The following is a 17,766-nucleotide window of genomic DNA, read 5'->3' on the forward strand; positions in this document are numbered from 1 at the left end:
CGCCGGTGCGTCACTCCGGCGGCTCGTGTACGCGCTCCCGCACCCAGCAGTCCGCGAGGTGGTCGTTGACCAGGCCGCAGGCCTGCATCAGTGCGTACGCGGTCGTCGGACCGACGAAGCGGAAGCCCCGTTTCTTCAAGTCCTTGGCGAGGGCCGTCGACTCGGCCGTCACGGCGGGGATGTCCGCGTGCGAGCGGGGCGCCGGCCGGTGTGCGGGGTCGGGGGCGTAGGACCAGATCAGCGCGTCGAGATCGCCCTCGGCGAGTCCGGCTGCCACCTTCGCGTTGGCGACGGCCGCCTGGATCTTCGCGCGGTTGCGGATGATGCCGGTGTCGGCCAGCAGGCGCGCTTCGTCGGCCTCGGTGAAGGCGGCCACCTCCCGGATCCGGAACCCCGCGAACGCGGCGCGGAAGCCTTCCCTGCGGCGCAGGATCGTCAGCCAGGAGAGGCCGGACTGGAACGCCTCCAGCGTGAGGCGTTCGTACAGGGCGTCGTCGCCGTGCACGGCGCGGCCCCACTCGGCGTCGTGGTACGCGACGTAGTCGTCGGCGGACAGACCCCAGGGGCAGCGGAGACGTCCGTCGGGGCCGGGCTGTGCGCTTCCGTCGTCAGCGCTCATCGGGGCCCTCCGTACCGTCCGGGCCGAAGCCCTCGCTCCTGCCGGCCGGCCCGGCGCTCTCGCGGAAGTCCGCCCCGGCGCTGCCCGCGGCGTGGCCGCCGTACGCCCCGCTCCCCATGGCCGCCGCCTGCGCCCCGGCCAGCGCCGCCTCCAGTTCGGCGATGCGGGCGTCCCGCTCGGCCAGCTCCGCGCCCAGGCGGTCCAGCACGTCGTCCACCTGCTGCATGCGGTATCCGCGGGCGGTGACGGGGAGGCGCAGCTCGTCGACGTCGGCGCGGCTCACCGGGCGCGCGGCGGGGAGCGGCTCGTCGAGCTGGTCCGGCCAGCTGTCGGCGAGGCCGCCCGACGCGGTGCCGCCGCGCTCGGCGCCGCTGCCCACCACGGCGAGCGTGACCGCGGCGACGACCACGACCAGTGAGATCAGCAGGAACCAGAACACGGCCAACTCCCCCGACGTCCGTCCGGATGACTACGGCAGTCCATGGTCCCCGATCGTGTCATGCCGCGCCGGCACGCACCGGCCCGATCCCGAAGGGGACGGCCGCTGCCCTGCGGTTAAGGTCGGCACCGGGGAGGAGCCGGCGTGGAACCCCCTGTTCTGACCGAGAGGATGGCGGATGCTGCGCCTGGGGACACGCGAGTTCGGTCCGCACGAGAACGTGATCATGGCGATCGTGAACCGGACCCCCGACTCGTTCTACGACCGGGGCGCCACCTTCCGCGACGAGCCGGCCCTCGAACGCGTCGAGCAGGCAGTGGCCGAGGGCGCCGCCGTCATCGACATCGGCGGTGTGAAGGCCGGCCCCGGGGACGAGGTGAGCGCGGAGGAAGAGGTCCGCCGCACGGCGGGCTTCGTCGCCGAGGTCCGCCGCAGGCATCCTGACGTCGTCATCAGCGTCGACACCTGGCGGCACGAGGTCGGTGAAGCGGTGTGCGCCGCGGGCGCCGATCTCATCAACGACGCCTGGGGCGGGGTCGATGCGGAGCTTGCCGAGGTCGCCGCCCGGCACGGCGCGGGCCTCGTCTGCACACACGCCGGAGGCGCCGAGCCCCGTACCCGCCCGCACAGGGTGAGCTACGACGGCGAGGGCGGAGTGCTGTCCGACATCCTCCGCGTGACGCTCGGCCTCGCGGAGCGCGCCGTGTCACTCGGCGTGCGGCGCGACGCGATCCTCATCGACCCGGGCCACGACTTCGGCAAGAGCACGCGGCACTCGCTCGAGGCCACCCGGGGACTGGAGGAGATGACCCGCACGGGCTGGCCCGTGCTCGTATCGCTGTCGAACAAGGACTTCGTCGGCGAGACGCTCGACAAGCCCGTCAAGGAGCGGCTGACGGGGACGCTCGCCACCACGGCGGTCTCGGCGTGGCTCGGGGCGCGGATGTTCCGCGTCCACGAGGTCGCCGAGACCCGGGAGGTGCTCGACATGGTCGCGTCCATCGCGGGGCACCGGCCGCCCGCCGTAGCCAGGCGCGGGCTCGCCTGACGACGCCGGGCCCCGCGGCCCGGACCGGGCCGCGGGGAACCGCGTGGGCGCACCGGAAGGGATCTGCTCAGCCGGCTTCCTTGGTGACCACGGCGACGGCCTCGTCGATGTCGTCGGTGACGTGGAAGAGATCGATGTCGCGAGCCGACGCCTTGCCCTGGGCGACCACCGACTTGTGCAGCCAGTCGATCAGGCCCTGCCAGTACTCGCTCCCGAACAGGACGATCGGGAACCGCGTCACCTTGCGGGTCTGCACCAGGGTCATCGCCTCGAAGAGCTCGTCCAGCGTCCCCAGCCCGCCGGGCAGCACCACGAAGCCCTGCGCGTACTTCACGAACATCGTCTTGCGGACGAAGAAGTAGCGGAAGTTGACGCCGATGTCGACGTACTGGTTCAGCCCCTGCTCGAAGGGGAGCTCGATGCCCAGCCCGACCGAGGTGCCGCCCGCTTCGAGCGCCCCCTTGTTGGCGGCCTCCATCGCCCCCGGCCCGCCGCCGGTGATCACGCCGAACCCCGCCTCGGTGAGCGCCCGCCCGATGCGTACGCCCGCCTCGTACTCCGGCGAGTCCAGGGGCGTACGGGCGGACCCGAAGACGCTGATGGCGGGGCCGAGTTCGGCGAGCGCGCCGAAGCCCTCGACGAACTCCGACTGGATGCGCATGACCCGCCACGGGTCCTCGTGGACCCAGTCGGCCGGCCCGGTCGTGTCCAGCAGCCGCTGATCGGTCGTCTCGGCCTGCATCTGCTTGCGGCGGCGCACCACCGGGCCAAGACGCTGCTCCCGCGGCTTCTGCCCACGCTCCGGGCTGCTCATCTCGTGCTCCCTCCGACTGCGATCAGTCGTTTCAGCGTACGCAGGGACGGCCCGTACCGAGGTGACGCTCAGCGGCATTCCGGCCGCCGGGGCGGTGACCGCCCGGTGACGGCCCTCCGCCTCAGGCCGGCCGGCCCGGGCTCAGGCCGTCAGCCAGGCCCGCAGCCGCTCCTCGCAGTGGAGGATCTTCGCCGTCTCCACGTGCTCGTCCCGCTTGTGCGCGAGGTTCGGGTCGCCGGGGCCGTAGTTCACCGCGGGGACGCCGAGGGCGCTGAAGCGCGAGACGTCCGTCCACCCGTACTTGGGTTCCGGTTCGCCGCCGACGGCGTCGATGAACGCCTTCGCCACCGGATGCGACAGGCCGGGCAGAGCGCCGGGCGAGCTGTCCGTGACGGTCGCCTCCCACTCCCCGCAGCCCGCGAAGACCTCCCGTACGTGGGCCAGAGCCTGCTCCTCGTCCCGGTCCGGCGCGTAACGGAAATTGACGGTGACCGTGCAGACGTCGGGGATGACGTTGCCCGCGACGCCGCCCTCGATGCGCACCGCGTTGAGCCCCTCGCGGTACTCCAGTCCGTCGATCATCTTCCGCCTCGGCTCGTACTCGGCGAGCCGGGCCAGGATCGGGGCCGCGCCGTGCACGGCGTTCTCGCCCAGCCAGCCGCGGGCCGAGTGCGCGCGGACGCCGCTGGTGCGCAGCTCCACGCGGAGCGTGCCCTGGCAGCCGCCTTCCACGTGACCGCTGGAGGGTTCGAGGAGCACCGCGAAGTCGCCCGCCAGCCAGTCGGGGTGGGCGGCGGCGACGTGCCCGAGGCCGTTGCGGTGGGCCTCGACCTCCTCGTTGTCGTAGAAGACGAACGTCAGGTCGCGGTTGGGCCGCTGCACGGTCGCCGCGACGCGCAGCTGCACGGCGACGCCCGCCTTCATGTCGCTGGTACCGCATCCCCACAGCACGCCGTGCTCGTCCAGCCGGGAGGGCACGTTGTCCGCGATGGGGACGGTGTCGATGTGGCCCGCGAGCACGACCCGCTCCGGCAGTCCGAAGCGGGTGCGGGCGACGACGTTGTTGCCGTGGCGGTCGACGGCCAGGTGCGGCAGCGGACGCAGCGCCTCCTCGACGGCGTCCGCGATGGCCCGCTCGCTCCCGCTCTCGGAGGGGATGTCGACGAGCTGAGCTGTCAGCGCAGCGGCGTCCTGCTGCAGATCCAGTGCGTAGTGCGGCATGAAAACAGCCTACGGCCCTGGGATGTTGGCGCACCGGCTACCTTGGTGCCCGTGTCCCGCTCCGATCCCCGCCCCGGGAAGCCCCACGTGAAGAAGAAGCTGCGGATAGCAGCGGCGTTCGCGGTGCTGCTCGCGATCGCCGGTTACGTCGCCACCCAGTACGTCACCAGTTCCACCGGGCCCGCTCGCTGCACCGTCGCAACGGCGGGCGCCAAGTCGCAGGACTACGAGCTGAGGCCGGAGCAGGCGGCGAACGCGGCCACGATCACGGCGGTCGGCTCGCAGCGGCGGCTTCCGGAGCGGGCGGTCACGATAGCGCTGGCCACGGCGATGCAGGAGTCCTCACTGCGCAACATCAGCCACGGGGACCGCGATTCGCTCGGGCTCTTCCAGCAGCGGCCCTCGCAGGGCTGGGGGACGGAGAAGCAGATCACCGATCCCGTGTACTCCACGGGGAAGTTCTACGACCACCTCGTGCGCATCCCGGGCTACTCGCGTCTGCCGCTCACGGTGGCGGCGCAGCGCGTGCAGCGCAGCGGCTACCCGCAGGCGTACGCGAAGCACGAGGCCAACGCGTCCCTGCTGACAGCGGCGTTGACGGGCCGGCGTGCCGCCGCCTTCAACTGCACGACCGGTCCCGCGGGCGGTGCGAGCGAGGCCGGCAGCCCGGCGAAGGTCCGGGAGCTGCTCATGCGGGAGTTCGGAAAGGACGTGCTGGCAGGCTCGGAGCGGCCGGCCCCGGCCGGGGCCTCCGCGGGCGCGGGACGGAGTGGGGACGCGGGTGCCCGCGCGAACGCGGCCGCGCAGCTTTCGGCGGACGGCGAGGATCCCGAAGTCCTCATCCCCGCAAGGGCGGACGAGCGCGGCTGGGAGCTGGCCCACTGGGCGGTGGCGCACGCCGCGGAGCTGCACATCGCGCAGGTCTCCTTCCGCGACCGCGTCTGGGACGCGTCCAGTTCGGAGCAGGGCTGGCGCACGCGCGACGACTCGGGCAACGGCTCGAAGGACGGGCGGAGTCCGGTACGCGTCAGGCTTGCCACGGCCGACTAGCCGAGCGTCCCCCTGCTCACTGCGGGGCCTTCATCACGCGAGCGGTCCGCGCGGGTCCGGTGCGCTCAAGAGCGGTTCCGAGAAGGCCCGTTCAAAGTGCGGTTCGCTGTGCGAGCGGTCAATGCGTAAGCCGTCCCCGCGGTCTGCCGGAACGGGGTCGGCACCGCCCCCGTCAGTGCGGCCCGGCGCCTTCCACCTTCGAGGGATTGCGCCGACCCCGTGTGGACGCCCGTGCTGACGCGCGCCGCACCCCGAGCGCTGCCGCGGCTCTTCCAACACCCCCGCGCCGACCGAGCCTTGACGTGGCCTCCCGCCTCAACTGCGCCCGTCAGGAGCCGGGTTGGGAGAAGCGATTATGCGACGCATTGCCAATCCTTTACCCCGCTGACCCGCAACTTTCCCCCCTTCCGGGGCGATAGGCACAGCGCCCGACCGGGCGAGTCTCCCGGCGAGCGGGCACCGTTTCCGTAGCAGTAGATCTCTCCGTCAAAGGAGCAACATGTCCCTCCCTCTCACGCGCCGGATCGCCAAGACCGTGCTGCTGACGGCCGCTGGCGCCGCCTCGGTCGTCGGTACGGCCGGTGCCGCGAGCGCCGCCGAACTGCCGTCGACCGCAGACGTGGGCGGGCTGAGCAACCTGGACACCCCGCTCGACCACTCCGTCGACGGAGCGCGTAGCACCGCCGAAGGTCTCACCCCGAAGAGCACCACCAGCACGCTCGACAAGAGCGCCCCGAAGGTCCAGAAGGCCGTCATCGACGACACCCGGTCGGCCGCTCCGGGCGCCCTGTCCACCGCGGACAAGGCCGCGGGCAACCCTGTGTCCACCGTCGGCCAGCAGGTGCCGGCTGTCCCGGGCACCCAGCTGTCGCAGGCCCCGAAGACCGTGCTGGGCGGCGTCGCCCCCGGCAGCGACCTCACCTCTGTCAATGGGCTCACCAGCGGCAACGCCCTGAACGACCTCGTCTGACACCCGAGTACGGCGGGCCCGGCCCGGCGTCCGGCGCAGCGACTGCAGCGAGGGCCGCGAAGATCTTCTCCGCGGCCCTCGCCCATGTCCCGCTCCGGCCCGTGCCGCTCGCCGCCCGGGGCTCCGGGCAGCGAGCGCCGAGCCCTTCAGGCCGTCAGCCTCCGCACGGCCTCGGAGACCCTCTCGTCCGTCGCCGTGAAGGCGATCCGCACGAACCGCTCCCCGGCCGTGCCGTAGAAGTCGCCCGGCGCGACCAGCACACCGAGCTTCGCGAGATCGCCGACGGTGTCCCAGCACGGCTCGTCCCGCGTCGCCCACAGGTAGAGCGACGCCTCGCTGTGCTCGATCCGGAAGCCGTTCGCCTCCAGCGCCGTACGCAGCGCCGCCCGCCGGGCCCTGTACCGCTCGCGCTGCTGCTCCACGTGTACGTCGTCGCCGAGTCCGGCGACCGTGGCCGCCTGGACGGGCGCGGGCGCCATCATCCCGCCGTGCTTGCGGACATGGAGCAGCTCGCCCAGCACCGAGGCGTCCCCGGCCGCGAAGGCGGCCCGGTAGCCGGCGAGGTTGGAGCGCTTCGAGAGCGAGTGGACGGCGACGACACCCTCGTAGCTGCCGCCGCACACGTCGGGGTGCAGGACGGACACCGGGTCGGCCTCCCAGCCGAGTTCCAGGTAGCACTCGTCGCTGACGAGGAGCACCCCGTGCTCGCGTGCCCAGGCGACCATGCGCTTCAGCTCGCCCGCGTCCAGCACCTTCCCGGTGGGGTTGGAAGGCGAGTTGAGCCACAGCAGGCGCAGGTTCTCCGGGTCCAGGGACGTCGGGTCGTCGGTCGGTACGGGCTCCGCCCTGGCGAGCCGCGCTCCCACCTCGTACGTCGGGTAGGCGAGCCGGGGGAACGCCACGCGGTCGCCGGGGCCGAGGCCCAGCTGCGTGGGCAGCCACGCCACGAACTCCTTGGACCCGACGAGGGGCAGGACGTTCCCGTGCGCCATTCCGGAAGCGCCGAGACGGCGCCCGCACCAGCCGGTGATCGCGTCCCGGAGTTCGGCCGTGCCCCACACCGTCGGGTAACCGGGGCTGTTCGCGGCGTCGGTGAGGGCCCGCTGGACCACGTCGGGGACGGGGTCGACGGGTGTGCCCACGGACAGGTCCACGATGCCGTCGGCGTGTGCCGCGGCGGCAGCCTTGTGCGGCTCCAGCTTGTCCCAGGGGAAGGCGGGGAGCAGCCCGGAGACGGTTGAAGGGGGCACGTGGTGACTCACTTTCCGATGCGAGTTTCCGATACGAGACGCCGCAGTCCCGCACCGCAGCCGGCCGGACCGGACTGCTGTGCGGGACCACGGGCGGGACTCATGGACGGGAGCTGCCGGCTTGGGCGGAAAAGGCCGGCGCCGGCGGCCCGGTCGTCACTCGTCGTGGCTCTGCGGGGGGAGCGCGGCGATGACGGGGTGGTCCCGCTCGATCAGGCCGAGCTTGCTGGCACCACCGGGCGAGCCGAGCTCGTCGAAGAACTCGACGTTCGCCTTGTAGTAGTCCTTCCACTCTTCGGGAGTGTCGTCCTCGTAGAAGATCGCCTCGACCGGGCAGACCGGTTCGCAGGCCCCGCAGTCGACGCATTCGTCCGGGTGGATGTACAAGGACCGCTGGCCCTCGTAGATGCAGTCGACGGGGCACTCCTCGATGCAGGCCTTGTCCTTAAGGTCGACACAAGGCTCCGCGATGACGTAGGTCACGCTGTCGTTCCTCCTCAATAGGGCCGGCGGACCGGTGTCCGGCTCCGCCGCTGGGCGCGCGGGAGCGCGGCGTCGTCGATGCCCGTCCTAGTATCTCCGTTCCCGGTACGGAGACGAACAGGAGGGGCGGGTAGAGCTGTGGAATTCACCACGGGCGGACGCCTTGAAGTCCGGATCACCGCGTCTGACGTGGGAAAACGTGTCTCTGTGCGGTCTTTGACCGGATCGGGAGGACGGCACGCCACCTTCACCGACACGGTCGGAGTTCTCACATCGTGGGAAGAGGGCGTGCTGCACATCACGCGCCGCGGTGGGCAGAGCGTCCCGATCGACGAGGCGGCACTGGTGGCGGGCAAGGTCGTGCCGCCAGCTCCGGCCCGCCGCCGGGGGCTGCCGTCGGCGAGCGTACGGGAACTCGTCGAGGTCGCGGCCCGCGGGTGGCCCGCCGTCGAGACGGAACGGCTGGGCGGATGGACGCTGCGGGCGAGCACGTCCGGGCCCGGAGAGGCCGGTCCGGCGGGCGGCGGCACGGTGCCCGAAGGGGGCGCTTCCCGCTCGGGCGGGGAGGATGCGGCCCCGTGTGAGGGCTTCACCGCTCGCGCCAACTCCGTGCTGCCGCTCGGCGATCCGGGGATGCCGCTGGACGAGGCGGTCACCGCCGCGATGCGCTGGTACGAGGCGCGGAACCTCGTGCCGCGCGTGCAGGTCACCACCGGCGGCGAGCGGACCGACGAACTCCTCGCCGCCGAACTGGAAAAGCGCGGGTGGAGCGGCGAGAAGTACGCGCTGCTGCGCGTCGCCGCGCTGGCGCCCCTCGCCGACAGGGAACCCGACCCGCGGGTACGGCTGAGCCGTACGCCCGACGAGCAGTGGCTGTCGCTCTATCCGAGGTCCCGGCAGTGGCCCGAGGCGGCCTTGAGGGTGCTCACCGGCGGTCCGTCCGTATGGTTCGCCACCGTCCCCGGAGAGGACGGCCGGGGGCCCAGCGCCATCGGACGGTGCGTGGTCGACGGGCGGTGGGCGGGCTTCGCCGCGGTCGAGGTCGCTCCCGCCCGTCGGCGGGAGGGCCTGGGGACCGCCGTGATGGCCGAGTTGGCCCGCCAGGCGCTCGCCGAGGGCGCGTCGGCCGCCTACCTCCAGGTGGAGAGCGCCAACGACTCCGCGCGTGCGCTCTACGACCGGCTGGGCTTCGCCTTCCACCACGCGTACCACTACCGCCGCGCACCCCAGGAGAGTTCCCATGCCGGATGAGGAAGCGAGCACGGGCGCGGAGGGTGAGGAGCACGGCAACAGACGGCGGTTCGCGGAGGCCGCGCGGGAGGAGCGGCCGGATCTCGCGCTGCTGTGCCTGCTGATCGGCGTCGAGGCGGCGACCGTCCCGTCCGGGCGGCTGCGGGACGGCGTACGGCACCCGCCCGTGGACGTGGACCCGGGTGAGCCGGGCGTACTCGAAGCGCAGATCGAACTGGACAAGCTGGCCGGTCTGTTGCCGTACGCCCCCTCCCGCACGCCCGAGGAGTGGGCCGAGCGGCTGCGCACGCTGCTGGGCGGCCGGGTGGGCTTCCGGGGCGGCCCGGACGACTACCGGCGGCTCCAGTCGTCGCTGCTGCAGTCGGTTCTCCGGTCCCGGCGCGGGCTGCCGATCCTGCTCTCCGTCGTCTGGACGGAGGTTGCCAGGCGTGCGGGCGCCCCGGTGTACGGCGTGGGGCTGCCCGGCCACTTCGTCGTCGGCTTCGGCGACCCCGGGGATCCGGACGGCGCGCAGGCCTTCGCCGACCCCTACGACGGAGGGCGTCTGCTCAGCACGGGCGACCTGGAAGCGGTGGTCGCGGGAGCGACCGGCTCCCGGACGCCGCTCTCCCCGTCGATGCTCCAGCCGGCCGGCCCGCTGGACGTCGTGCTGCGGATCCTGAACAACATCCGCGCCTGGGCGTCGGCCCGTCCGGAACACTCCAGCGTCCAGCTGTGGGCTCTGGAACTCTCCCTGCTGCTGCCGCGCCACCCGGCGCGGCTGCGCTACGAGCGCGGTCAACTGCTCGTCGAACGCGGGGACTTCATGGAGGGCGCCGCCGAGATGGAGGAGTACGCGGAAGCCGTCGCGCAAGTGGAGCCCGCGACGGCGGAGGCCGTGCACAAGGCCGCGCACGCGGCGAGGGCCCGGCTGAACTGACGCCGGCCGCGGGGCGCACCGCACGTGCGGGCCGCCCTGGCGGCCTCGCCGGCGCACGGGACGGCCCCACGGCCGGACGTGCCCGCGTACGGCCACGCCTGGGGCGCGACCCCAACGCGTTCCGGCCGGGAGGGCTCTCCCTCAGTTCCGGTTGAGCGGGATCTCCCTGATGCGCTTCTTCGGGGACGTCTCCTTCAGCGCGAGCCTGAGCTCACCGGCCACGTCCTGGGGCGTGACGGGCGACTTGCTGCCGTCGCCGCGCGTGATCTGCACGCCCTCGAAGGTCGTGCCGTACAGGTCCTGGAGCACCGGCAGGTCGTAGGTGTCGACGAGGGTGCCGTTGACCGGCTTCATGGACAGGAACTTGGGCAGCGACTTCTCGGGACTGAACTGGATCGAGGCGTTGCCCGCCTTGATCGTCACCAGTCCTGACATGGCCGGCTCGCCGAACTGCTCGATGGCCCGCTTGAGTTCGGCCTTCCCTATGCGCGGCTGCTGGAGGGAGACCGGAAGCCGGACCGGGCTGTTGTCGCCGGTGGCCGCGCGGTCGCGGTACGCCTTCTCCAGCGCCGAGCTCGCCTTCTCCGGGTCGATGCCCTTGTACGGCTTGCCCGGAACGGCCACCGCCTTGCCCCTGACGAACTTGACCGCGCCGTCCTTGGGGGCTCCGCCGCCGCCCGTCTGCTTGGAGACCGTCTGCAGGGCGGACTCCATCTTCTCCTTGTCCACCTTGAGCGCGGGCTGTGCCTCCCGTCCCGCGCCGAAGAGCGACCCGATGACGGTGACCGGGTTGTAGTCGCGGCCCGCCGCCTCGCGCACAGTGGCCTCGGTGTCGAGAGTCAGCCCCGCGACGCTCGGCTTCAGTTCGGCCCGCTGACCGTTGGCCTCCACCCGGAAGGGCTGGGTCGTGCGGTTGCCGAACGCGGCGTCGAGCTTGTTGACGGCTTCGTGCCTGCTCGTGCCGCCGATGTCGACGCCGAGGACCGTCGTGCCGTTCGGGACGTCGGCGTGGTCGAGCAGCAGGCCCGCGCCGTAGGCGACCGCGACCAGCCCGAAGATGCCGACGCCCGCGAGCACCAGCTTGGAGCGCCCGCCCGAGGACGTCTCGTCGTCGAAGTCGTCCGAGCCGTCGGCGGCGCCCGGGAACTGCGGTGCCGCGGGAGGGCTAGAGCCCTCCGCCGGGGTGCGCGGCGCCCGGCCCATGAGCGTGCCGCCGGCCACGGGTTCGGCCTCGGGAGCACCGGAAGGGGCCGGGCCGCGCAGCGCGTCGGGAGTGGCGGAAGGCGCCGGACCGCGGAAGGCGTCGGGCAGCAGATGCTCGCCCACGCCGCCCGTCGCGAACGGCGCGGGACCGGCGCCGAGTCCGAGCGTCGAGCCCGCGGGGCCCTCGGCCGGACCGGGCGCTCCGTCGGGCCTGGGCGGCAGGGGCATGTCGCCGCGCGCGGGGCCGGTGGTCGGTCCTGCCGCGCCGTCGGCCGTGGGGGCGGGGCCGGGGCCGGGCACCGGTCCGTCGGGGCCGAGCGGACGCGGGGCGCCGCCCTGCGTCCGCTCGAAGCCCTCCTGGCGGATCGACGGCGTGCCGTGCGCGGGCGTACCGCTGCCCGGCAGGGAGTGCGAGCCGGTGTCGTACGGGTCGGCGTTCGGTGCGTACAACTCGCTGACGCCGTAGGGGTTTCCGCCGCCGTACGGGTCGTGCGTGCCGTACAGGGGCTCGGCGCCCGGCGGGATGCCGGCGCCGGGCGGGCCGCCCTGGGGGCCGCCGGGCCTGGGGGCACCGGAGCCGCCGGGGCTCGCGGAACCGCCGGAGCCGGCCTTGCCCTTGCGCGGGGCGAACCAGTCGCTCGTCTCCTGGGTGAACTCGCCGCCGCCCGGGCCTTCGCCGGGGCCGCCGGGAGCGGGGGCGCCGCTCGCCGCCCTCGGACCCGGCAGGGGCGAGGAGGGCGCATCGCCCGGAGCGATGGGCCCCGGAGCGCCGTCGTCCGGAGTCGCGCCGGCCTCGTCGTCGTTCACCGTCTTGCGCACCACGACGGGCGGGATCGGCCGCGAACCCGGGATCTTGATCCGGATGCGGGTCGTCAGCGTCTTCTCCGTCTTGCTGTCGCCGGAGCGGCCCTTGGCACCCGCGTTCGGACCGGCACCCGCGGCTCCCGCGGGGTCGGCTGAGTTCCCGGCGGCGCCGGAGCCGTACGGCTCTGCGCCCCGCGGGTACGGCCCACGGCCCTGGCCCTCTGGCCCGGAGGACGAACGGTCAGTTTCACGACTCAAAGCAGGTACTCCCGGTTGGGTTCGCCGCCCATCATGCTTGCTCACAGCGGCTCGCCGGCGGCCACCACCATACTTGGACCGGCCGTTCCGGGACCCGGTCCCACACAATCCCCTGGACAGCCGTCCCGTCAGCGGTACTTGTGCCCTGGCACCGGTGGTGCCGGCAGCGCGATGGTGGCACACATCACAGCGGCGAGCATCCCGCCCAGCAGAAAGACATATGAGCCGATTCCGGCTCCGAAAAGGAAGTCCCCTTCGGGACGGGCCGTGGTCAGCAGCACTACCGTGACCGCCCAGCCCGCTGCCGGCACGGCTGCTCCGGCCCTGGTGCGGCAGAGTTTCCCGCCGCCCCAGAAGAGCCCGACCGCCCCCGCGAGCGCGAGCAGCAGCCCTCCGGGGAACCAGCCGCTCTGCACCAGCGAACCGGCGACTCCGGCCACCACACCGAGCACCAGCAGCACGGCGTAGACGCCCAGCCTGGCGGCCCGGCCGGCGGGCACCGGCTGCGGCCACCCGTCGGGCCACCGCCCGCCGCGCGGACGCGTCGTGTCACGCCCCCCGGCACGCTGCTCCCGTCCGGCTCCGCTGTCTGCGCTGCCGCTCATACACCTGCTCCCGCGAACAAGTCCTGCGCCGTGCCGCCGTCATGCCGCCCCGCCGGAGCGGCGCGGCGATAGTACTCCGTGCTCAGCAGCGGCTGCCCGAGTCCGTTGGAGAGGGCGAACGTCTCGCCGGCGACGGTGATCTGCGTCGCGTGCGCGCTCATGGCCGCCTGCTTCGCCTTCGCGTACGCGCGCGCGTCGACGACGACGTCCACCGCGGCGTCGTCCACCACGCCCGGCACGTCGGACACTTCGGCGATCTGCGGGAACGGGGCGGCCTCGCCGGAGGCGCACAGCCGCGCGAACCCCTCCTCGACGGCGGAGCGGGGCACGCAGTTCCAGTAGATCCGGGCGACCTCGTGCGGCGGCCCGGCGCCGGGCTCGCACCGCGGGTCGGCGGCCAGCTCGGCGCCCCGCATGGCGACCCGGTGCGCCTTGATGTGGTCCGGGTGCCCGTAGCCGCCGTCGGGGTCGTACGTCACGAGCACCTGGGGGCGGACCTCCCGGATCACGCGGACGAGGTGCAGCGCCGCCTCGTCCAGGGGCGCCTGCCAGAAGCTGCCGGGACGGTCGTTCGTGGACAGGCCCATCATCCCGGAGTCGTGGTAGCGGCCCCGGCCGCCGAGGAAGCGGTGGTCGGTGACGCCCAACTCCCGCATCGCACGGGCCAGTTCCTCCGCGCGGTGGCGCGCGAGAGGGGTCAGCTCACCAGGGACGGGGGCGCTCTGTGCGGGCTCCGCGTCGTGACGGGGCTCCAGGTGCGCCAGTTCGGGAGGGATCACTTCGCCCTCCTCGCCCAGGGTGCACGTCACCAGCGTCACGCCGACGCCCTCCGCGGCGTACTTGGCCATCGTGGCGCCGTTGTTGATCGACTCGTCGTCGGGGTGTGCGTGCACCAGGAGCATGCGGCGGTCAGGGGCTGCGCTCATGCCCCCGACCCTACGGCCACGACGGTGACGTCAGAACTTGATGTCACCGAGCATGCCGGCCACGTTCGACGTCAGCTCGTTGATGGTCGGCGCCACGGACGAGCTCGCCAGGTAGAAGCCCAGCAGCACGCAGACCACCGCGTGCCCGGCCTTCAGCCCGGACTTCTTCACGAGGAGCACGACGATGATCAAGAACAGCACGACCGCCGAAATCGAGAGTGCCACGGCGGTTCACCTCCAAGTACGCGCGGTCGGCGGACGGTTCCGGACAGCATGAGCCCATGACACGAGCGGGCCACCGGCTTCCTACCCGGCTCCCGCCTCGCGCAATGGATCATAACTATCCGTCAGATGGCATGGGCCAGGTGCACGGGAGCAGAAGAGGGGCGCATATTCGGTTCCGGCCACCGCGCCGAGCGCCGCCCCGGCTTACGCTCTGCCCCATGACCACCTCGTTTCCCCGCCAGTCCGCACGCACCCAACGCTTCACGCTCGGCTCCCCGCGCGCGTTCACCGTCTCGCCGGACGGCTCGCGCATCGTCTTCCTACGCTCCGGCGGCGGCACTGACCGGGCGAATCGCCTCTGGGTACGGGACGCGCGGGGGACCCGGGAGAGCGTCGCCGCCGAGCCCGGCGAGCTCCTGGGGGGCGCGGCGGAGGAGCTGTCGCCGGAGGAGCGCGCCCGCCGTGAGCGGAGCAGGGAGGGATCGGCCGGAATCGTCGGATATGCCACTGACATGGCGGTCGAGCGTGCCGTGTTCGCCCTGTCGGGCCGCCTTTTCGTGAGCGATCTCATGTCGGGCGGCACGCGCGAACTGGACACTCCGACGCCGGTGGTGGACCCCCGCCTCTCCCCCGACGGCCGGCTCGTCGCGTACGTCTGCGACGGCGCCCTGCGCGTCATCGGCGCGGACGGCGCGGGCGACCGCGTACTGGCGGCTCCCGAGGCCGCCGGCGTCACCTACGGACTGGCCGAATTCGTCGCCGCCGAGGAGATGCAGCGCAGCCGCGGCTTCTGGTGGTCCCCGGACAGCGGCAGCCTCCTCGTGTCCCGCGCGGACGACGCGCCGGTCCGGCGCTGGTGGATCGCCGACCCCGCGAACCCGGAGCAGGAGCCGGCGAAGGTGGCCTACCCCGCGGCCGGTACGCCCAACGCCGAGGTCTCGCTGCACCTGCTGCGCCTCGGAGGTGACGGCGGCGACGGCGCGGACGCGAAGCCCGGCGGGCGGCCGCGGCCCGTCGAGTGGGACGCGGAGCGGTACCCGTACCTCGCCCGCGTCCACTGGTCGCCGGACGGCCCTCCACTGCTGCTGGTGCAGGCCCGGAACCAGCGCGAGCAGCGCGTGCTCGGCGTGGACGTGGAGACGGGCGCCACCAGGACCCTCCACGAGGAGCAGGACCCCGACTGGCTGGAGCTGTTCCCGGGCATTCCCTCGTGGACGCCGGACGGGCGCCTCGTACGCATCGAGGACACCCCCGGGGCACGCACGCTGCACGTCGGCGACGAGGCCGTCACGACGGACGCGTTGCTCGTGCGCGCCGTGTTGGACGTCAGCGCCGACGGAGTCCTCTTCTCCGCCTCCCCCGGGGCGTCGGCCCCGTCCGGGGAGGGGAAGTCCGAGGCCGGGACCAGGGGCGTCGGGGACATCGGCGTGTTCCTCGCCCGACGCGCCCCCGACGGCTCGATCGCCGCCTGCGAGCGCCTCACCGGCGAGGACGACGACGGCGCGGCGCACGTCGCGTCCGCGGTGCGCGGCGGCCCGACGCTCGTGCTGTCGACCGCCTCGCTGGGCCGCGCGGGCTCGCGCGTCAGCGTGCTCGGACTCACCGGCGCGGACGGCGAGGAGTCCCGGGGCGGCCCGGCGGGGGCGTTCAGCCCGCTCGGCACAGTCCCCTCGTACGCGCAGGAGCCGACGCTCACCACGGAGCCGCTCCTCACGCGCACGGGCGAGCGGGAGATCCCCGCGGCCGTCGTCCTGCCCACCGGCTACAGGGAAGGCGACGGTCCGCTCCCCGTCCTGATGGACCCGTACGGGGGACCGCACGGGCAGCGCGTCGTAGCCGCCCACAACGCGTATCTGACGTCCCAGTGGTTCGCCGACCAGGGCTTCGCGGTCGTCATCGCGGACGGCCGGGGAACCCCCGGGCACTCCCCCGCGTGGGAGAAGGCGATCTCCCACGACATCGCCGGAGTCACGCTCGACGACCAGGTCGACGCACTCCACGCCCTCGCTGAGGAGCACCCGCTGGACCTGTCGCGCGTCGGCATCCGCGGCTGGTCGTACGGGGGTTACCTCGCGGCGATGGCCGTGCTGCGCCGCCCGGACGTCTTCCACACGGCCGTCGCGGGCGCGCCCGTCACGGACTGGCGGCTGTACGACACGCACTACACGGAGCGGTACTGCGGCACCCCGCAGGACGACCCGGACGCGTACGCGCGCGCGTCCCTCATCACGGACGACGGGCTCTCGGGGGCGGCCGGGCAGCACCGGCCGCTGCTGCTCGTCCACGGGCTCGCCGACGACAACGTGGCGGTCGCGCACACGCTGCGGCTCTCGTCCGCGCTGCTGGCGGCGGGGCGTCCGCACGAGATGCTGCCGCTCTCCGGCGTCACCCACATGACGCCGCAGGAGCAGATCGCGGAGAACCTGCTCCTCCTTCAAGTGGCGTTCCTCAAGCGGACGCTGGGCATGTCCTGACGGCCATCGCAGTGTGACCGCACAGCGGGGCGCCGCCGCGGAGATCTCCGCGGCGGCGCCCGTCCTGCCTTACCCCTGGCGTCTTCTTGCTCAGCTCTCCATGGCCTTGAGCGCCGAGTCCAGGATGACGTCCTCCTCGCGGGCGGTCGTCGATCCCTCTTCGGGGAAGTGGCACGCGGTCAGGTGACCGGCGGTGTTCCCGGAGATCTGCACGAGCGGCGGGTCCTGCGTCGCGCACTTGTCCTGCGCCTTCCAGCAGCGCGTACGGAAGCGGCAGCCCGACGGCGGGTTGATCGGCGAGGGCACGTCGCCGGCGAGGCGGATGCGCTCGCGCTCCTCCTCCTCGCCGTCGCTGAGCTTGGCCTCCGGCACGGCGGAGAGCAGCGCGTGCGTGTAGGGGTGGCGGGGTCGGGTGTAGATGGAGTCGCGGTCGCCGACCTCGACGATCTTCCCCAGATACATCACCGCGAGACGCTGCGAGAAGTGCCGCACGATGGCCAGGTCGTGCGCGATGAACACGAACGCGATGCCCATGTCGCGCTGCACCTGCTGGAGCAGGTTGACGACCTGGGCCTGGATGGACACGTCCAGCGCGGAGACGGGCTCGTCCGCCACGATCAGCTTCGGCTCCAGGGCCAGGGCCCGCGCGACGCCGATGCGCTGCCGCTGCCCGCCGGAGAACTCGTGCGGGAAGCGGTTGTAGTGCTCCGGGTTGAGACCGACGGTCTCCAGCATCTCCTGGATGCGCTTCTCGCGGCCCCCGGGCGGGTTGATGCCGTTGACCTCCATCGGCCCGCCGATGATGGAGCCGACCGTCTGCCTCGGGTTCAGCGACGAGTACGGGTCCTGGAAGATCATCTGGATCTCGGAGCGTACGGGCGCCATCTGCTTGCGGTTGGCGTGGGTGATGTCCCGGCCCTGATAGGTGATCTTGCCCTTGGTGGGTTCGAGGAGCCTCGTCAGCAGGCGTCCCGTCGTGGACTTGCCGCAGCCCGACTCGCCGACCAGGCCGAAGCTCTCACCCGGCATCACGCTCAGGTCGATCCCGTCGACGGCCTGGACCGCGCCCACCTGCCGCTTGAAGGGGAAGCCGCCCATGATCGGGAAGTGCTTGGTCAGGTTCTCGACCTCGAGCAGGGCTTCGCCCGAACCGGGTACGGCGTCCTGCGGCTTGGTCAGGGTGAGTTCTTCGCTCATTGTCATTCTC

General features: G+C 72.8%; 17 protein-coding genes. 6 read left to right on the forward strand and 11 right to left on the reverse strand.

Annotation, left to right across the window (positions count from 1 at the left end):
- Positions 1–10: 10 nt before the first annotated feature.
- Together IEY56_RS14270 and IEY56_RS14275 are read right to left on the reverse strand one after the other, a co-directional pair.
- Complete coding sequence (locus IEY56_RS14270; RefSeq protein WP_189037531.1) at positions 11–619, reverse strand: DNA-3-methyladenine glycosylase I; 609 nt, start codon at positions 617–619, stop codon at positions 11–13.
- On the reverse strand, positions 609–1,058 hold the full coding sequence (locus IEY56_RS14275; RefSeq protein WP_189037532.1) for a DivIVA domain-containing protein: 450 nt from the start codon (positions 1,056–1,058) through the stop codon (positions 609–611). Before IEY56_RS14275 ends, IEY56_RS14270 begins: the two co-directional genes overlap by 11 nt.
- A 178-nt stretch (positions 1,059–1,236) precedes the next feature.
- Between IEY56_RS14275 and folP the strand changes: the two genes are divergently transcribed.
- A complete protein-coding gene (gene folP / locus IEY56_RS14280) occupies positions 1,237–2,106 on the forward strand; it encodes a dihydropteroate synthase (RefSeq protein ID WP_189037533.1) in 870 nt (289 codons plus the stop codon).
- 67 nt (positions 2,107–2,173) lie between these two features.
- On the opposite strand, the gene IEY56_RS14285 is transcribed toward folP, so the two are convergent.
- Entirely contained in the window at positions 2,174–2,920 is a 747-nt protein-coding gene (locus IEY56_RS14285; protein ID WP_189037534.1) for an LOG family protein, read from the reverse strand.
- Between the two features lie 141 nt (positions 2,921–3,061).
- On the reverse strand, positions 3,062–4,141 hold the full coding sequence (gene dapE / locus IEY56_RS14290; RefSeq protein WP_189037535.1) for a succinyl-diaminopimelate desuccinylase: 1,080 nt from the start codon (positions 4,139–4,141) through the stop codon (positions 3,062–3,064).
- A gap of 45 nt (positions 4,142–4,186) precedes the next feature.
- On the opposite strand from dapE, the gene IEY56_RS14295 reads away from it, so the two are divergent.
- Both IEY56_RS14295 and IEY56_RS28460 read left to right on the forward strand, forming a co-directional pair.
- Positions 4,187–5,191 (forward strand): VldE C-terminal domain-containing protein, encoded by a 1,005-nt coding sequence (locus tag IEY56_RS14295; RefSeq protein ID WP_444544891.1) that lies wholly within the window; start codon positions 4,187–4,189, stop codon positions 5,189–5,191.
- A gap of 499 nt (positions 5,192–5,690) precedes the next feature.
- Entirely contained in the window at positions 5,691–6,161 is a 471-nt protein-coding gene (locus tag IEY56_RS28460) for an ATP-binding protein (RefSeq protein WP_229711879.1), read from the forward strand.
- 146 nt (positions 6,162–6,307) lie between these two features.
- Here IEY56_RS28460 and dapC read toward each other — a convergent pair whose 3' ends face one another.
- Together dapC and fdxA are read right to left on the reverse strand one after the other, a co-directional pair.
- Positions 6,308–7,411: a succinyldiaminopimelate transaminase gene (dapC, locus tag IEY56_RS14305; RefSeq protein ID WP_189037537.1), complete on the reverse strand. Its 1,104-nt coding sequence runs from the start codon at positions 7,409–7,411 to the stop codon at positions 6,308–6,310.
- A 156-nt stretch (positions 7,412–7,567) separates the two neighbouring features.
- Entirely contained in the window at positions 7,568–7,894 is a 327-nt protein-coding gene (gene fdxA / locus IEY56_RS14310; RefSeq protein ID WP_027764481.1) for a ferredoxin, read from the reverse strand.
- Between the two features lie 138 nt (positions 7,895–8,032).
- On the opposite strand from fdxA, the gene IEY56_RS14315 reads away from it, so the two are divergent.
- Both IEY56_RS14315 and IEY56_RS14320 read left to right on the forward strand, forming a co-directional pair.
- The gene (locus tag IEY56_RS14315) at positions 8,033–9,145 is read left to right on the forward strand and encodes a GNAT family N-acetyltransferase (RefSeq protein ID WP_189037538.1); all 1,113 of its coding nucleotides are present in this window, start codon (positions 8,033–8,035) and stop codon (positions 9,143–9,145) included.
- On the forward strand, positions 9,135–10,064 hold the full coding sequence (locus IEY56_RS14320; RefSeq protein WP_189037539.1) for a transglutaminase-like domain-containing protein: 930 nt from the start codon (positions 9,135–9,137) through the stop codon (positions 10,062–10,064). Before IEY56_RS14315 ends, IEY56_RS14320 begins: the two co-directional genes overlap by 11 nt.
- Before the next feature lie 141 nt (positions 10,065–10,205).
- Here the strand turns inward: IEY56_RS14320 and IEY56_RS14325 are convergent, their stop codons facing one another.
- The 4 genes from IEY56_RS14325 to IEY56_RS14340 form a co-directional block, all read right to left on the reverse strand.
- Positions 10,206–12,329 carry a peptidoglycan binding domain-containing protein gene (locus IEY56_RS14325; RefSeq protein ID WP_189037540.1) on the reverse strand — a complete coding sequence of 708 codons (2,124 nt, stop codon included), beginning with the start codon at positions 12,327–12,329 and terminating at the stop codon, positions 10,206–10,208.
- A gap of 128 nt (positions 12,330–12,457) precedes the next feature.
- Positions 12,458–12,934 carry a DUF6113 family protein gene (locus tag IEY56_RS14330; RefSeq protein WP_229711880.1) on the reverse strand — a complete coding sequence of 159 codons (477 nt, stop codon included), beginning with the start codon at positions 12,932–12,934 and terminating at the stop codon, positions 12,458–12,460.
- Complete coding sequence (gene mshB / locus IEY56_RS14335; protein ID WP_189037541.1) at positions 12,931–13,860, reverse strand: N-acetyl-1-D-myo-inositol-2-amino-2-deoxy-alpha-D-glucopyranoside deacetylase; 930 nt, start codon at positions 13,858–13,860, stop codon at positions 12,931–12,933. Before mshB ends, IEY56_RS14330 begins: the two co-directional genes overlap by 4 nt.
- 30 nt (positions 13,861–13,890) lie before the next feature.
- Positions 13,891–14,085, reverse strand: a complete 195-nt coding sequence (locus IEY56_RS14340; RefSeq protein WP_045862799.1) for a hypothetical protein — start codon at positions 14,083–14,085, stop codon at positions 13,891–13,893.
- 218 nt (positions 14,086–14,303) lie between these two features.
- Here IEY56_RS14340 and IEY56_RS14345 point away from each other — a divergent pair, with 218 nt between their 5' ends.
- Positions 14,304–16,559: a S9 family peptidase gene (locus IEY56_RS14345; RefSeq protein ID WP_189037542.1), complete on the forward strand. Its 2,256-nt coding sequence runs from the start codon at positions 14,304–14,306 to the stop codon at positions 16,557–16,559.
- Positions 16,560–16,649: 90 nt separating this feature from the next.
- On the opposite strand, the gene IEY56_RS14350 is transcribed toward IEY56_RS14345, so the two are convergent.
- A complete protein-coding gene (locus IEY56_RS14350; protein WP_189037543.1) occupies positions 16,650–17,756 on the reverse strand; it encodes an ABC transporter ATP-binding protein in 1,107 nt (368 codons plus the stop codon).
- Positions 17,757–17,766 lie beyond the last annotated feature (10 nt).

This window comes from Streptomyces daqingensis, assembly GCF_014645895.1.
Classification (GTDB): Bacteria; Actinomycetota; Actinomycetes; order Streptomycetales; family Streptomycetaceae; genus Streptomyces; species Streptomyces daqingensis.

Excerpts from the sequence above, each read along its gene's own strand:
- IEY56_RS14270 (WP_189037531.1), bottom strand. The coding sequence starts at position 619 with ATGAGCGCTGACGACGGAAGCGCACAGCCCGGCCCCGACGGACGTCTC.
- folP (WP_189037533.1), top strand. The coding sequence starts at position 1,237 with ATGCTGCGCCTGGGGACACGCGAGTTCGGTCCGCACGAGAACGTGATC.
- IEY56_RS14285 (WP_189037534.1), bottom strand. The coding sequence starts at position 2,920 with ATGAGCAGCCCGGAGCGTGGGCAGAAGCCGCGGGAGCAGCGTCTTGGC.
- dapE (WP_189037535.1), bottom strand. The coding sequence starts at position 4,141 with ATGCCGCACTACGCACTGGATCTGCAGCAGGACGCCGCTGCGCTGACA.
- IEY56_RS28460 (WP_229711879.1), top strand. The coding sequence starts at position 5,691 with ATGTCCCTCCCTCTCACGCGCCGGATCGCCAAGACCGTGCTGCTGACG.
- IEY56_RS14320 (WP_189037539.1), top strand. The coding sequence starts at position 9,135 with ATGCCGGATGAGGAAGCGAGCACGGGCGCGGAGGGTGAGGAGCACGGC.
- IEY56_RS14330 (WP_229711880.1), bottom strand. The coding sequence starts at position 12,934 with ATGAGCGGCAGCGCAGACAGCGGAGCCGGACGGGAGCAGCGTGCCGGG.
- mshB (WP_189037541.1), bottom strand. The coding sequence starts at position 13,860 with ATGAGCGCAGCCCCTGACCGCCGCATGCTCCTGGTGCACGCACACCCC.
- IEY56_RS14345 (WP_189037542.1), top strand. The coding sequence starts at position 14,304 with ATGACCACCTCGTTTCCCCGCCAGTCCGCACGCACCCAACGCTTCACG.
- IEY56_RS14350 (WP_189037543.1), bottom strand. The coding sequence starts at position 17,756 with ATGAGCGAAGAACTCACCCTGACCAAGCCGCAGGACGCCGTACCCGGT.